The organism is Nonomuraea terrae (genome assembly GCF_044465245.1).
GTDB classification, from domain to species: Bacteria; Actinomycetota; Actinomycetes; order Streptosporangiales; family Streptosporangiaceae; genus Nonomuraea; species Nonomuraea terrae.
On record NZ_JBITLL010000005.1, the window covers coordinates 819,152 to 832,136 of the forward strand.

Genomic DNA, 12,985 nt, shown 5'->3' on the forward strand with positions numbered 1-12,985 from the left:
CGCTCCCGCGGCGAACCCGCCTTGCGCGAGCTAAAAGGGATGTCTAGTATCCCCTTTATGCGTCTGGGCGAAGGGGTCGAGTGGGGGCTGCACTGCTGCGTCACGCTCGGCTGGCTCCGGGACGAGGGCCCGGTGCCGATCGGCAGGCTCGCCGCCTGGTTCGACCTGCCGCCGGAGTACCTGAAGAAGCGCCTGCAGGCGCTGACCAGGGCCGGGATCCTGACCTCCACGCCCGGTGTGCGGGGCGGCTTCGCCCTGGCGCGGCCGCCGGAGCGGATCACGCTGATGGACGTCGTGGCCGCCCTGGAGGGGGCCGCCGAGCTTTTCCGCTGCGAGGAGATCCGGCAGCGTGGCTCGGGGGCCGAGGGTGCCCGGTTCTCCGGGCCGTGCGGGATCGCCGCCGCGATGCGCCGTGCCGAGATGGCGTGGCGGCGGGAGCTCGCCGGGCAGACCATCGCCGATCTGATGGCCGAGGCCCCGGCGTCGGCCGAACGCACCCGCCGGAACTACGCCCGCATGCGCGGCTGACCCATGACGGCCCACGGGCGGGATCGAACAAGGAGCAAAAAGGGGATGTCTGATGTCCCGGTCAAGGCGAACGAGGCGGGCGGCGGTCCGCCAGGGGTGCCCGCCGCCTCCGAGGCGCGCGGGCTCGGGTCGACGCTCGTCCTGGCGCTCGGCACGTTCGCGGTCGGCACCGACGCGTACGTGGTGGCCGGTTTCCTGCCGGCCATGGCGGGCTCGCTGCGGGTGTCCGAAGCGGCGGCCGGTCAGTCCGCGACCGTCTTCGCGATCGCCTACGCGGTGTTCTCGCCGGTCATGGCCACGGTCACCGCCCGGCTGCCGCGCCGGGCGCTGCTGGTCGGCGCCCTGCTGGTGCTCGCCCTGGCCAACGCGGGCTCGGCGCTGGCGCCGGACTACCCGGTGTTGATGGCCACCCGCGTCGTGGCCGCGCTGGGCGCTGCCGCCTTCACTCCCGCCGCCGGCGCCGTGGCCGCCTCACTGGTGGCGCCGGCGCAACGCGGGCGCGCGCTCGCGGTGGTGGTCGGCGGCCTGACCGTCGCGACGGCGCTGGGGGTGCCGCTGGGCAACCTCGCCGACAGGCTCCTTGACTGGCGCGCCGCGCTCGGCCTGGTCGCGGTGTTGTGCGCGCTCTGCGCGACAGGCGTGTTCGCCGTCATGCCGGTCCTTCCCGGCAGCCCGCGGGTCCCCTTGCGCCGCCGGCTCGACGCCCTGCGCCATCCCGGCGTGGTGGCGGTGCTGCCGCTGACCGTGCTCGGCCTGGCCGCCAGTTACGGGCTGTACGCCTACGCCGTCCCCATCCTGCACGCGCTCGGCGCCGAAGGGCCTGCGGAGATGTGGATGCTGTTCCTGTACGGCGTGGGCGCGGTCGGCGGCAACCTGCTGGCCGGCGCCGCGGTCGACCGGCACGGACCCGTCCGCGTCCTGGCGGCCGGGTATGTGTCGCTCGGGGTGACGCTCGCGGCGGCCGCCTGGGCGTCGGGCGCGGACGTCCGCCGGCTGCCGCTGGCCGGCCTGCTGATGGTGGCCTGGGGGGCCGCCACCTGGTTCCAGACCCCCGCCCAGCAGGTGCGGCTGATCTCGGCCGCTCCCCAGGAGACGGCCGTGGTCGTCGGCCTCAACGCGTCGGCTCTCTATCTCGGCATCGCCCTGGGCACCGGGCTCGGCGGAGCGCTCCTGCCGGTCGGCGTACCCATGGCCCTGACGGCCTGCGCCGGCCTGGCCGTACTCAGCCTGGCCTACCTCATGCTCACCCGCCGCCACCGCTGACGGCAGGCCGCAACCGCGCGAACCCGAGCCGTTGGCGCCTAGCGGTGCGGGTTGCCGTACAGCGCCGCAGCCGGCCTGATTAGCAAGGCTTTTTCCGGACAGTCGGTGCATATGTCGACACTGCGTCGGAGGCTGGACCGGACGCGCTCATGGGGCACCGGTCTTTGGAGGCGGGCGCGGGACCGGGCGAGGTTGGTGGCCGCCATGGCAGCCGGCCGGATAACGGTCCGGGAGCTGCAGCGGGTCGGCAGCATCTCCGGCGACCTCGCCAAGATCAACATCAGCGACGAGTACGGCCAGATCGTCCGGCAGCGTGATCTGGCAGAGATAGCGCAGCTGGTCGGGAACATCAACGTGAGCCTCGACATGCTGGACCGTGAGCGGCGGTTCGCCTCCACCATCGCCCACGAGATCCGCTCCCCACTGGCCGGGATACGTGTCACGGTCGAAGAGGCACTTTCCGATCCTGACCAGGTCGACTACTCCACCGTGTTCGCAAGGGTGCTACGCGGGGTGGACCGGGTGGAGGCGCTGGCCACCGATCTGCTGTTGATCGCTCGCAGCCGCGCCACCGAGATCGAGTGGGCACGGATCGACCTGTGCGAGCTGGTCAGGCGGGAGGTCGCTGCCCGGGCCGACCCCATCCCGGTCGAGGTGATCTGCGCTCCCGGTGTGCTGGTCAAGGCCATGCCCACGCAGATCGGCGAGATCGTGACCAACCTGCTGGACAACGCCCAGCGCTACGCCAGACAGCAGGTGCAGATCCACGTCGACCGCAACGGCAGCATGGCCCGCCTGTCGGTCTGCGATGACGGCCCCGGCGTACCGGAAGAAGACCGGAAACGCGTCTTCGACCGGCTGTACCGGCTCACCACCATCCCCGAGCCCGGCAGTACCAGCACCGGCCTCGGCCTGGCCATCACCTGGGAGATCGTCAGAGCCCACCACGGAAGCGTATGGGTCGAATCCGCCCCCAGCGGCGGCGCTTGCTTCACCGTTCAGCTGCCACTCGCGGCCGCCTCGGGGCCCGAGACCTGAGGCCTGAAAGGGGTCGGAGGGCCGGCCTGTTCGATCCGCGGACGCGGAGACCTCGGGGGAACCCGGCTGTCTAGCGTTGCTTGAGGCGGACTGCCTCTTTGCGGGTTTCGGCCTGGATGGACCGCTCGCGCTCCAGCCACTCGGGGTTGTCCGCCTTCAGCGCTTCGATCTCGGCGGTGGTGAGCGGTCCGGTGATCCCGCCTCTGATCAGGCCGGAGATGGACACCCCGAGCTTCGCGGCGATGACCTGCTTGGGGTGCGGGCCGTTGCGGCGCAGGTCAGTCAGCCAGGCGGGTGGCTTCGACTGCAACTCGTTCAGCTCGTCCCTGGAGACGACACCCGCTTGGAACTCGGCGGGAGTGGCCGAGAAGAGGACGCCCAGCTTCTTGGCCGCGGTCTCGGGCTTCATCGTCTGGACGCTCTTCTGTTTGGACGCGGTCATGGCGCAAGAGTAGTCAGTCGGAACGAGTTCCCGTGACATCGGTACCCTGAGGAAGTGACTGATGGAGAGACCGGCAGGGTGTTCCGGCTGGCGTACGTGCCCGGGGTGACACCCGCGAAATGGGTCAACGTCTGGACCGAGAGGATGCCCGACATACCGGTCTCCCTGGTCACGGTTCCCGCCGCCGAAGTGGTGGGGCTCCTGCGGGACGGCGGCGCCGACGCCGCGTTCGCCAGGCTGCCGATCGACCGGGACGGGCTCAGCGTGATCCCCCTCTACGTGGAGACCACGGTGGTCGTGGTGCCCAAGGACCACGCGGTGGCCGCCGTCGAGGAGGTGGCCCTCGCCGACCTGGCCGACGACGAGGTGTTCCATCCTCTGGACGACACCATCGAGTGGACGGCCCGGCCGGGGCTGCCCGCGTTCAGCCGCCCGGCCACGACGGCGCACGCGGTCGAGCTGGTAGCGGCCGGCGCCGGGCTGCTCCTGGTTCCGCAGTCGCTGGCGCGCCTCCACCACCGCAGGGATCTCACCTACCGGCCGGTGCTGGACGCGCCGCAGTCCCAGGTCGCGCTGACCTGGCCCACGGACGCGACCACCGACCTGGTGGAGGATTTCATCGGCGTCGTCCGCGGCCGGACGGTGAACAGCTCGCGGGGCCGCGCCCCCGCCTCCCCTGCGGAGAAAAAACCGGCACAGCGGCAGGCACAGAAACCCGCACAGACCGGCTCGCGTCGCCGGGCCGTGCCAACCGGCCGCAAAAAGAAGGGCCCCCGGCCTCGGTGACCTGAGGCCGCTGTCGTTCGCTGGTGTGACGAGCCGGCCTGCAGGCCGGGGTTCCTTGCGGCGCTCGCCAGGCACGGGTGGTCAGAGACCGTCGAGACCGACTTCCTGCATCGTCCCGTCCGGTCCCATCCGGAATGTCCGCGGCGGCCCCATGGTCCGCCGCACCTCGGCGTACATGGCTTCTCGTTCGGCCTGTTCCCTGCCCGACGGGTCGGTCACCCGGAACCCCCGCAGGTGAACACCGGTTGTATCGATGTCGCCGGAATCGGGAGCGCCTTCTATCACGAAGCCGAACAAGGCGTGCAACGCGTCCTCACCCAGCTCAAGGGGATGGAACGGCAGCGGGTAGGGATTCTGGTCCGGCCAGCCCGGCACGGGCTCGACAGGATGCTCGCCCGCCCAGTACGGCAGCTCGAAGTCGTACGGCTCGCCGATGTTCTCCTGGATACCGCTGTCGGGCGACAGGCTGAGCGAGCGTACCAGCACCCCGTCCTCCCAGACGGCGAAGGCGAGCCAGTCCACCACCGAGTGCATGCCATGCATGATGATCCGCCTGCCCGCACCGGCCTTGAGCAGATGCTCAGGCAACTCAGACGGACGTTCGAGCACGAGCCTGCGATCGCAGAACAGCTCGGCGCCGGCCAGTGCGGTGGCGTACGTGACGTCGTCCGGCGGGTAGACGCAGTCCCACAAGGTGCCGTCCTGGGCGGGCACGACCGCATGACCGGGGTGAACCTGACGGACCAGTGCCTCGGTATCGGAGCCCTCCGAGCGCGCCGCTCCCGACAACGCGAGTCGGATGTCGCCCTCGGCGAATGCCAACAATGCTGTCTTCGCGCCCATCCCGCCCTCCAGAACCCGATCAGCGAGGGCCTGCATCGTACCCGCCGAGGACGACACGAGTCGATCTTGCGAGCACCTGCTGTCTGCCCATCACCACCGCGGACCTGTACGGCCACCGGTTCCGGCGGCGACCGGCCGCGCTCGTGATGCGCTCACCAAGGTGTTCGAGCCGGCGCTGCCCTGGCGGATCTTGAGAAGGGTCGCGGTGCAGGTCAAGAGGTTGAGAGGGTGACGAGTCGGCCTGTAGGCCGGGTTCTGTCCTTCGTGCGAAGGGGCGACCATCCATCTAGGGCCGTCGTTGCCGGCGGCCTCGAGCGGTCTACCCGCGCGACTCGGGCGGGCAGCCCTCAGACGTCGCGCGCGGGACGCTCCGGGGAGCGTCCCTTCTTGACCTTGCTCCGGGTGGGGTTTACCTAGCCGCCCACGTCACCGTGGGCGCTGGTGGTCTCTTACACCACCCTTTCACCCTTACCCCCCGGCGGACCGGGAGGCGGTCTGCTTTCTGTGGCACTGTCCCGCGGGTCACCCCGGGTCGGTGTTACCGACCACCCTGCCCTGTGGAGCCCGGACCTTCCTCGGCGGGCCCGCAGGCCCGACGCGGTCGCCCGGCCGACTCGTCTGAGGCAGAGTATCAAATGCCAAGCCGTTCCCCGCCCGGACACAAGATCGTCCTACTGGAAGAGGCGGTGGTGCCGGGACCGCCAAGGCACCCGGCACGGCCTCGCCGGCTCAGCGCAGGTGTGAGGTGTCGTTGAACGACTTCACCACGGCGGGGCCGTCGGCGTAGTACTCGACCAGCGACAGGCAGGCCAGGTCGAGGTGCATCCGGTACAGCGACTGCAGGGGCGCCAGCAGGGCGTTGCGCAGCAGCAGCTTGATCGGGGTGACATGGGAGACCGCCAGCACCGTCTTGCCCGCGTACCGCTCCACCAGCCGCTCCCCCGCCGCGTCGACGCGGAGCGCGGCCTGGGCGAAGCTCTCCCCGCCCGGCGGGGCCACGTCGGGGTCGGCGAGCCAGGCGGTGAGCTCGGCGGGCCAGCGGCGCTGCACCTCGGTGAACGTGTGACCCTCCCAGTCACCGAAGTCGGTCTCCCTGAGGTCGTCCTCGACCTCGACGTCGAGGCCCGTGCGCGCGGCGACCGCCTCCGCGGTCTGCCGGGCGCGCTTGAGCGGGGAGGTGACGATCACGTCCAGCCGGTACGGCTCCCGCGACAGCCGTTCGGCCGCCGCCGACGCCTGGGCCAGGCCGTTCGCGGTGAGCTCGGCCTCGCCGCGGCCGGAGAAGCGGCGTTCGAGTGACAGCTCGGTCTCGCCGTGGCGCAGCAGGAGCAGCGACGTGGCCACCCGCGTGGGCGGGGCCCAGCCCGTGCCGGTGCGGGGGCCCGTGCCCGTGGCGGTGCGCTGCTGGGCGGAGGCGACCGAGGCGGTGGGGGCGGACAACTCGGCGATGGCGCCCGCGTCGAGCAGGTCGGTCTGCCTGCCACCGCGCAGCCCCCCGGCCGCGCCGCCGGACGGTGCCGTGCCGCCGGGAGCCTCGGGAGCGGGCGCGGTGCCGCCGGCTTTCCAGGTGAGGCCCTGGGCGGCGGCGTCCATGGCCTCGTTGGCCAGGCGGTCGGCGTGTTTGTTGCGTTCGCGGGGGATCCAGGTCCACTCCGTCACCCGCAGCCGCCGCACCAGCGAGCCCGCCTCCGCCGCCAGCGGGCGCAGGCCCTCGTGCTTGACCTTCCAGCGGCCCGCCATCTGCTCGATGACGAGCTTGGAGTCCATCCGTACGGCCACCGCCGCCCCGTCGCCGGCCAGCTCCAGCACGGCCCGCAGGCCGGCGATGAGGCCGCGGTATTCGGCGACGTTGTTGGTGGCGACGCCGATCGCCTCGGCGGCCTCCGCCAGCACCTGCCCGGCGGCGTCTCGCACGACGGCGCCGTAGCCGGCCGGCCCCGGGTTGCCGCGCGAGCCGCCGTCGGCCTCGATGACGTAGGAGGTCACAGGCCCGACTCTGCGGTGCGTACGAGGATGCGGCGGCACTCGTCGCAGCGGAGCACCTCGTCGTGGGGGGCGGCCTTGATGCGGTTCATCTCGGCGATGGACAGCGCGACCTTGCAGCCCTGGCAGCGGCCGCCGTGCAGCATCGCGGCGCCGACGCCGTACTGGTCTCTGAGCTTGTCGTAGAGGCCGAGCAGGTCGGCGGGGAGCTCAGCGGCGGCGGCGGTGCGGCGGCCGCGGACCTCGCCCGCCTCCTTGTCGATCTCCTGCAGGGCGGCGTCGCGGCGGTCCTCGGCGGCGGCGAGCGCGGCGCGGACCTCGTCGCGCTGCGCCACCAGGTCGGTGACCTTGGTGTCGGCGGCCTCCCGGCGTTCCATGATCTCCAGGACTACCTCTTCCAGGTCGCCCTGGCGTCTGTGCAGTGAGGCGATCTCGGACTGCAGGCTCGCCAGATCGCGCGGCGAGGTCACGGCCCCGGAGTCGAGCCGTTTCTGGTCGCGGTCGGCGCGGGTGCGTACGGCCTCGACGTCATGCTCGGCCTTGGCCTGCTCACGCGCGAGGTCACCCGCCTCCGTCTCGGCCTCGATCACCTGGGTGGCGAGCCGGGCGTACTGCTTCGATCGCTCGTCGATCTCGGCCAGCTCCGGCAGGGTGCGGCGGCGGTGGGCCAGCCGGTCGAGCTGGGAGTCGAGCCCTGCCAGGTCAAGCAGTCGCTTCTGCGCCTCAGGAGCTGCTTTCATGATCAATATCCTCTTGTCCAAGCATCGGTGACCGCGGCGGAGACACGCGTTTCAACGGTAACGCCACTCTCGCGCAGGATGGACGCGGCGCTGTCCAGCCAGGGCCACTCGGTCGCCCAGTGGGCGGCGTCCACGAGCGCGGGACCGCCCGACTCCACGAACTCGCTGGCGGGATGGTGGCGCAGGTCTGCCGTGAGGAACACGTCGACGCCGGCCGCGGCGGCCGTGGCCAGCAGGGAGTCGCCCGCGCCGCCGCTGACCGCCACCCGGCTGACCGGGCGCGACAGGTCGCCCGCCACGCGGACGCCCCCGGGCGTGCGCGGCAGCCCGTCGGCGGCCTGCGCGGCGAACTCGCCCAGCGTCGTCCTCTCCGGCAGCTCGCCGATGCGGCCGAGGCCGCGCCACGGGTCGTCGGGGAACGGCTGGAGCGGCACCAGGTCGCCCACCAGGCCGACGGCCCTGGCCAGGGCGTCGGAGACGCCGGGGTTGGCGACGTCGGCGTTGGTGTGGGCGGTGTAGAGGGCGATGTCGTTCTTGATCAGGGTGTGGACGAGGCGGCCCTTGGGCGTGGTCGCGGCCACACTGGTGGTGCCGCGCAGGTAGAGAGGGTGGTGGGTGACGATCAGGTCGGCGCCCCACTCCAGGGCCTCGGCTGCCACGACGGCGACCGGGTCGACCGCGAACAGCACCCGCCGCACCCGCAGGCCCGGATCGCCGGCGACCAGGCCCACGGCGTCCCACGACTCGGCCCGGGACGGCGGATAGGCCGCCTCGAGCACCTCGATCACGTCTGTCAACGTCACAGCAGCCACCTGGGCAGACTACCGGCCGCGCCGGGCCCGCACGGCGGGAGCGGGCAGGGTGAGCGGGCAGGGTGTTGGGGCAGGTCAGGAAATACCGGGCTGACGCTGGGCGGGTCCGGGGCGGTAACGTCCAGCTATGACGCTCTCTCTGCACCAGCGCGCCGTCGTGGCCGACACCCACAATGACCTGCTCATGGCCGTCTCCGCCCGGCCGCCGGAGATGTGGGCCTCGTTCTTCCGCGAGCGGTGGCTGCCCCAGCTGCTCGACGGCGGCGTGAACCTCCAGGTGCTGCCCGTCTTCATCGACGACCAGTACCGCCCCGAGGGCGCCCTGCGGCAGACGCTGCGGATGATCGAGTGCGCCCACGTGCTGGCCGAGGGCAGCCCCGACCACGTCAGCCTGTGCCTCGACGCCGCCGCGATCGACCGGGCGCTCGACGACGGCAAGATCGCGCTGGTGCTGGCCATGGAGAGCATGCCGGGCCTCGACGAGAGCGTCGAGCTGATCTCCACCGTGCACCGCCTCGGCGTGCGGGTGGCGTCGATCGCCCACTTCGGCCGGACGCCGCTGGCCGACGGCAGCGGCGAGGACGCCACGGGAAGCGGCCTCACCTCGCACGGCGTCGCCGCGCTGCGGGAGATGGAGCGCCTCGGCGTCGTCTTCGACGTCTCCCACCTGGGCGCCTCCGGCGTCGCCCACGTGCTGGAGCTGACGACCAGGCCCCTCATCGCGACGCACTCCTCCGCCCGCGCGCTGCGCGACCACCACCGCAACCTCACCGACGACCAGCTGCGCGGCGTGGCCGCGACCGGCGGCGTGATCTGCGTCAACTTCTTCGCGCCGTTCCTCGCCGAGGAGCCCGCGAACATGACGCTCGACCGGCTGCTCGACCACATCGAGCACATCGTGTCCGTGGCCGGCATCGACCACGTGGGGCTCGGGCCCGACTTCATCCGCGAGGTGATGGACGATCTGACGCCGCCGTGCTGCGAGGACCTGCAGCCGAGGGGCGTCGACACCAAGGCGAGCATCCCCGGGCTGGAGGGCCCGGCCGGGCTGCCCATGGTGACCGAGGGCCTGCTCGGGCGCGGGTGGCCGGACAAGGACGTCATGCAGGTCATCGGGGGCAACGTGCACCGGTTCTTCGGGGAGACGCTCGCGTGAGCGACGTACAGACCGCCCGCATGCTGGAGGACCTGGAGGAGCTCGTCGTGTGCGAGTCGTTCTCCAGCGACCTCGCGGCCGTGGCGCGCAGCGCGCAGGTGGTGGCGGCGATGGGCGCCCGTCACCTGGGCACGGCGCCGGAGATCCTGGTGATCGACGGCGTCACCCACCTGCGCTGGACGTTCGGCACGCCGAAGGTGCTGCTGCTGGGCCACCATGACACCGTCTGGCCGATCGGCACGCTCGCCACCCTTCCGTGGTCCGTGACCGACGGGATCGCGCGCGGGCCGGGGGTCTTCGACATGAAGGCGGGGCTGGTGCAGACGTTCCACGCGCTGGCCGGGCTCGGCTCGCTCGACGGGATCACGCTGCTGGTGACCGGTGACGAGGAGGTCGGCTCACTCACCTCGGCGCCGCTCATCCAGGACAGCGCGCGCGGGATGGCGGCGGCGTTCGTCATGGAGGCCAGTGCGGACGGCGGGGCGCTGAAGACGGTCCGCAAGGGCACCTCGCTCTACACGCTCAACGTGCACGGCAGGGCCGCGCACGCCGGGCTGGAACCGGAGAAGGGCGCGAACGCGGGCGTCGAGCTGGCCCACCAGATCCTCGCCATAGCGGCGCTCGGCTCGGGCGCGACGACCGTCACGCCGACGGTGGTGTCCGGCGGCACGTCGCTCAACACCGTGCCCGCCGCCGCCTCGGTGGGCGTGGACGTACGGGCCGCGGAGGTGGCCGAGCAGGAGCGGGTGGACGCGGCGATCCGGGAGCTGCGGCCGGTCGTGCCGGGCACGCGCCTGGAGGTGCTCGGCGGCCCGAACCGGCCGCCGCTGGAGGCCGCCATGTCGGAGTCGCTCTACGGGCTGGCCCAGAAGCTCGCGGCGGAGCTCGGGCTCGGGACGCTGCCGTCGGCGTCGGTGGGCGGCGCCTCCGACGGGAACTTCACCGCCGGCGTCGGCTGCCCGACGCTCGACGGGCTGGGCGCGGTGGGCGGTGGGGCGCATGCCGACCACGAGCACGTGATCGTGGCCGACATGCCCCGGCGCACCGCCCTCCTGCGTGCGCTGATCGAGGCGGTCCGCTAGACCAGCGGGCCGAGCCTGCGCTCCATCTCGCACCAGTTGGAGAACTCCTGCTTGTAGTAGGAGTGTGTGCCGTACCAGTGGCCGCGCACCTCGACCGTCACCGGGCGGTAGATGCGCATACAGGGGCCGGGGTCGACGTTCAGAGCCCGGACGCGGCCGTGGACCGCGCGGAGCTCGTCGCAGGCCTCGGACGGGCGGGGGTGGTAACCCCCGTCCGGGTCGCATGTCAGGCGCAGCGACTGGACGCCGCTGTAGCGGGGCAGCCGCGTGAGGTGAGAGCCCCAGGTGCGGGGCAGGCGCGTCCACTGCGCGCGCCAGTCGTGGGTCAGGTGCCTCGAGGGCGTGACGGCGCCGCGGGGCGTGACGGTGATGTAGAGCTCCGCCCCCGACCTTGCGGCGTCGGCCGGCCGCGCGGTGAAAGGGGCGGCGACAACCGCGGCCGCGCACAGTCCGAGCGCGGCGAGCCTGCGTCCGGCGGACAGAAGGTGCGTCATGAGACCTCCCTGGTCAACGACCGTCCCGGGGTGGGACGGCGGACCCATCATGGCTACAGTCCGTGACGCGTCCATGGCGATGCGTCGCGTGGCGCGTTCATCGTGATCGAACGGTTACAGATCGTCATCAGCCCTGGTCCCCGGGGTGGCGGGCTTGCTGAAATGTCGCTTGCGCAGCGAAAAGCGGAGATTACCCGGAGCTTGTTAACCGGCTATTCCACACGGGTTTCTGATCTCTGTAATGTGGCTGCAGGCAAGCAAGCAAGGAGATCCGCATGGCGGAGTTCACCCCCACCGTTCCTGCGCGCGTCCTACCCCCCGTCGAGATCCGCGACCTGCCCGAACCTCCCCGATCGACCTGGCGCTTCATCGGCCCCGGCCTGGTCGGCGCCGGGGTGGGCCTGGCCTCGGGCGAGTTCATCCTCTGGCCGTACATCGCCTCGCAAGTCGGCCTCGTCTTCATCTGGGGTGCCGCGATCGGCATCATCACCCAGTGGTTCCTCAACATGGAGATCGAGCGCTACACCCTCGCCACCGGCGAGACCGCCCTGACCGGGTTCAGCAGAATGTGGAAGCACTGGGGCCTGGTCTTCGTGCTGATGACACTCTGTTCGAACCTCTGGCCGGGGTGGGTGACCACGTCGGCGACCATGGTGACCTACCTGACCGGGACAGGTCAGGGATCCGTACGGTGGATCGCGATCGGCATGCTGATCGTGATCGCGCTCGGTCTCACCCTCGCACCGGTCATCTACACCGCGCTCGAACGCGTGATCTTCCTGAAGATCGCGCTCGTGGCCACGCTGATCGTGGTGGCGATCGCCATCGCGATCACCGCCGAGAGCTGGATCGACCTGGGCCGGGGCCTGACCGTGGACGCCACGTTCCCCGTCCCGCCGCTCGACTTCGCCGTGCTGATGGGCGCCATCGCGTACGCCGGCGCCGGCGGCGGCCAGAACCTGTGCCAGAGCAACTGGATCCGCGACAAGGGCTTCGGCATGGGCCTGTACGTGCCCCGCCTGGTCAGCCCGGTGACCGGCCAGGAGGAGGCGGCCTCCTCGACCGGCTACCAGTTCCCGCCGACCGAGGCGAACCTGGCCCGCTGGAAGCGGTGGTGGCGCTTCGCCAACATCGAGCAGGCGTCGACGTTCGCCGTGGTGGCGTTCGTGACGATCGTCCTCATGTCGATGCTGGCCTACTCCACCGTGTTCGGCCGGCCGGGCCTGGAGAACAGCATCGCGTTCCTGGAGGTCGAGGGGCGGGTGCTGATGGACGTCGTCGGCACCTGGTTCGGGGTGCTGTTCTGGGTGATCGGGGCGCTGGCCCTGTTCGCCTCGGCGATGGGCATCGTCGACTACACCTCGCGGCTGGCCTCCGACACGATCAAGACGGTCTACCTGCGCGACAAGCCGATCACCGTCAACCGCGTCTACTTCCTCATCGTGTGGGGGCTGGCGCTGGTCGGCACGGTGATCCTGCTGCTGGGCTTCGACCAGCCGCTCATCCTGCTGGTCTTCTCGGCGTGCTTCGCGGCCGTGATGATGTTCGTCTACTCGATCCTGCTGATCGTCCTGAACCGGCGGGCGCTGCCTGAGGCGCTCAAGGTCCGCTCCTACCGGCTGGGCGCGCTGATCTGGTCGGTCGGGTTCTTCGGCACACTGACCATCCTGGTCGTCATCCAGCAGGCTCGGCAACTGTTCGGAGGTTGATTCCGGCGGTGCCAGGACGTGGGCCGAGCTCCGTGGCCTGCGCCTCGGCCGGATCGACCCGAGCCGAGGCTGGGATTCGCCGGACGGTGGCGGTGGGCAGGCCCGCCGC

13 protein-coding genes and 1 other RNA gene are annotated in these 12,985 nt (G+C 71.4%); 7 read left to right on the forward strand and 7 right to left on the reverse strand.

The genetic code is table 11. From position 1 onward, the window contains the following. Positions 1-57 precede the first annotated feature (57 nt). Genes ACIBP6_RS27545 through ACIBP6_RS27555 form a run of 3 tightly spaced genes read left to right on the forward strand, consistent with a single transcriptional unit; the run spans position 58 to position 2,829 of the window. Positions 58-528, forward strand: a complete 471-nt coding sequence (locus ACIBP6_RS27545; protein WP_397056646.1) for an RrF2 family transcriptional regulator — start codon at positions 58-60, stop codon at positions 526-528. Positions 529-573: 45 nt separating this feature from the next. Further along, the gene (locus ACIBP6_RS27550) at positions 574-1,791 is read left to right on the forward strand and encodes an MFS transporter (protein WP_397056648.1); all 1,218 of its coding nucleotides are present in this window, start codon (positions 574-576) and stop codon (positions 1,789-1,791) included. A gap of 51 nt (positions 1,792-1,842) precedes the next feature. Continuing rightward, positions 1,843-2,829, forward strand: coding sequence for a sensor histidine kinase (locus tag ACIBP6_RS27555; RefSeq protein ID WP_397056650.1), 987 nt, complete (start codon positions 1,843-1,845; stop codon positions 2,827-2,829). A gap of 70 nt (positions 2,830-2,899) precedes the next feature. Here the strand turns inward: ACIBP6_RS27555 and ACIBP6_RS27560 are convergent, their stop codons facing one another. Further along, on the reverse strand, positions 2,900-3,271 hold the full coding sequence (locus ACIBP6_RS27560; protein ID WP_397056652.1) for a DUF5997 family protein: 372 nt from the start codon (positions 3,269-3,271) through the stop codon (positions 2,900-2,902). Between the two features lie 54 nt (positions 3,272-3,325). On the opposite strand from ACIBP6_RS27560, the gene ACIBP6_RS27565 reads away from it, so the two are divergent. After that, positions 3,326-4,057: a LysR family substrate-binding domain-containing protein gene (locus ACIBP6_RS27565; RefSeq protein WP_397056654.1), complete on the forward strand. Its 732-nt coding sequence runs from the start codon at positions 3,326-3,328 to the stop codon at positions 4,055-4,057. A gap of 81 nt (positions 4,058-4,138) precedes the next feature. On the opposite strand, the gene ACIBP6_RS27570 is transcribed toward ACIBP6_RS27565, so the two are convergent. The 5 genes from ACIBP6_RS27570 to ACIBP6_RS27590 all read right to left on the reverse strand — a co-directional run bounded on the left by ACIBP6_RS27570 (position 4,139) and on the right by ACIBP6_RS27590 (position 8,426). Then, positions 4,139-4,900: a DUF6928 family protein gene (locus ACIBP6_RS27570; RefSeq protein ID WP_397056656.1), complete on the reverse strand. Its 762-nt coding sequence runs from the start codon at positions 4,898-4,900 to the stop codon at positions 4,139-4,141. A 228-nt stretch (positions 4,901-5,128) separates the two neighbouring features. After that, an RNA gene (rnpB, locus tag ACIBP6_RS27575) (RNase P RNA component class A) lies at positions 5,129-5,517 on the reverse strand. Positions 5,518-5,629: 112 nt separating this feature from the next. Further along, positions 5,630-6,886, reverse strand: coding sequence for a bifunctional RNase H/acid phosphatase (locus tag ACIBP6_RS27580; protein WP_397056658.1), 1,257 nt, complete (start codon positions 6,884-6,886; stop codon positions 5,630-5,632). Continuing rightward, positions 6,883-7,623, reverse strand: coding sequence for a zinc ribbon domain-containing protein (locus tag ACIBP6_RS27585; protein WP_132619436.1), 741 nt, complete (start codon positions 7,621-7,623; stop codon positions 6,883-6,885). Before ACIBP6_RS27585 ends, ACIBP6_RS27580 begins: the two co-directional genes overlap by 4 nt. A gap of 2 nt (positions 7,624-7,625) precedes the next feature. Then, entirely contained in the window at positions 7,626-8,426 is an 801-nt protein-coding gene (locus tag ACIBP6_RS27590; protein WP_397056660.1) for a Nif3-like dinuclear metal center hexameric protein, read from the reverse strand. A 136-nt stretch (positions 8,427-8,562) separates the two neighbouring features. On the opposite strand from ACIBP6_RS27590, the gene ACIBP6_RS27595 reads away from it, so the two are divergent. After that, entirely contained in the window at positions 8,563-9,591 is a 1,029-nt protein-coding gene (locus ACIBP6_RS27595) for a dipeptidase (protein ID WP_397056662.1), read from the forward strand. Next, positions 9,588-10,673: a M20 family metallopeptidase gene (locus tag ACIBP6_RS27600; RefSeq protein WP_397056664.1), complete on the forward strand. Its 1,086-nt coding sequence runs from the start codon at positions 9,588-9,590 to the stop codon at positions 10,671-10,673. The genes ACIBP6_RS27595 and ACIBP6_RS27600 overlap by 4 nt, the downstream gene beginning before the upstream one ends. Here the strand turns inward: ACIBP6_RS27600 and ACIBP6_RS27605 are convergent. Next, complete coding sequence (locus ACIBP6_RS27605; protein ID WP_397056666.1) at positions 10,670-11,167, reverse strand: SSI family serine proteinase inhibitor; 498 nt, start codon at positions 11,165-11,167, stop codon at positions 10,670-10,672. The two genes, ACIBP6_RS27600 and ACIBP6_RS27605, sit on opposite strands and share 4 nt — an antisense overlap. 275 nt (positions 11,168-11,442) lie before the next feature. On the opposite strand from ACIBP6_RS27605, the gene ACIBP6_RS27610 reads away from it, so the two are divergent. Next, on the forward strand, positions 11,443-12,876 hold the full coding sequence (locus ACIBP6_RS27610; RefSeq protein ID WP_397056668.1) for an Nramp family divalent metal transporter: 1,434 nt from the start codon (positions 11,443-11,445) through the stop codon (positions 12,874-12,876). The last annotated feature ends 109 nt before the right edge of the window (positions 12,877-12,985 follow it).

Excerpts from the sequence above, each read along its gene's own strand:
- ACIBP6_RS27610 (WP_397056668.1), top strand. The coding sequence starts at position 11,443 with ATGGCGGAGTTCACCCCCACCGTTCCTGCGCGCGTCCTACCCCCCGTC.
- ACIBP6_RS27550 (WP_397056648.1), top strand. The coding sequence starts at position 574 with ATGTCTGATGTCCCGGTCAAGGCGAACGAGGCGGGCGGCGGTCCGCCA.
- ACIBP6_RS27585 (WP_132619436.1), bottom strand. The coding sequence starts at position 7,623 with ATGAAAGCAGCTCCTGAGGCGCAGAAGCGACTGCTTGACCTGGCAGGG.
- ACIBP6_RS27570 (WP_397056656.1), bottom strand. The coding sequence starts at position 4,900 with ATGGGCGCGAAGACAGCATTGTTGGCATTCGCCGAGGGCGACATCCGA.
- ACIBP6_RS27560 (WP_397056652.1), bottom strand. The coding sequence starts at position 3,271 with ATGACCGCGTCCAAACAGAAGAGCGTCCAGACGATGAAGCCCGAGACC.
- ACIBP6_RS27605 (WP_397056666.1), bottom strand. The coding sequence starts at position 11,167 with ATGACGCACCTTCTGTCCGCCGGACGCAGGCTCGCCGCGCTCGGACTG.
- ACIBP6_RS27545 (WP_397056646.1), top strand. The coding sequence starts at position 58 with ATGCGTCTGGGCGAAGGGGTCGAGTGGGGGCTGCACTGCTGCGTCACG.
- ACIBP6_RS27595 (WP_397056662.1), top strand. The coding sequence starts at position 8,563 with ATGACGCTCTCTCTGCACCAGCGCGCCGTCGTGGCCGACACCCACAAT.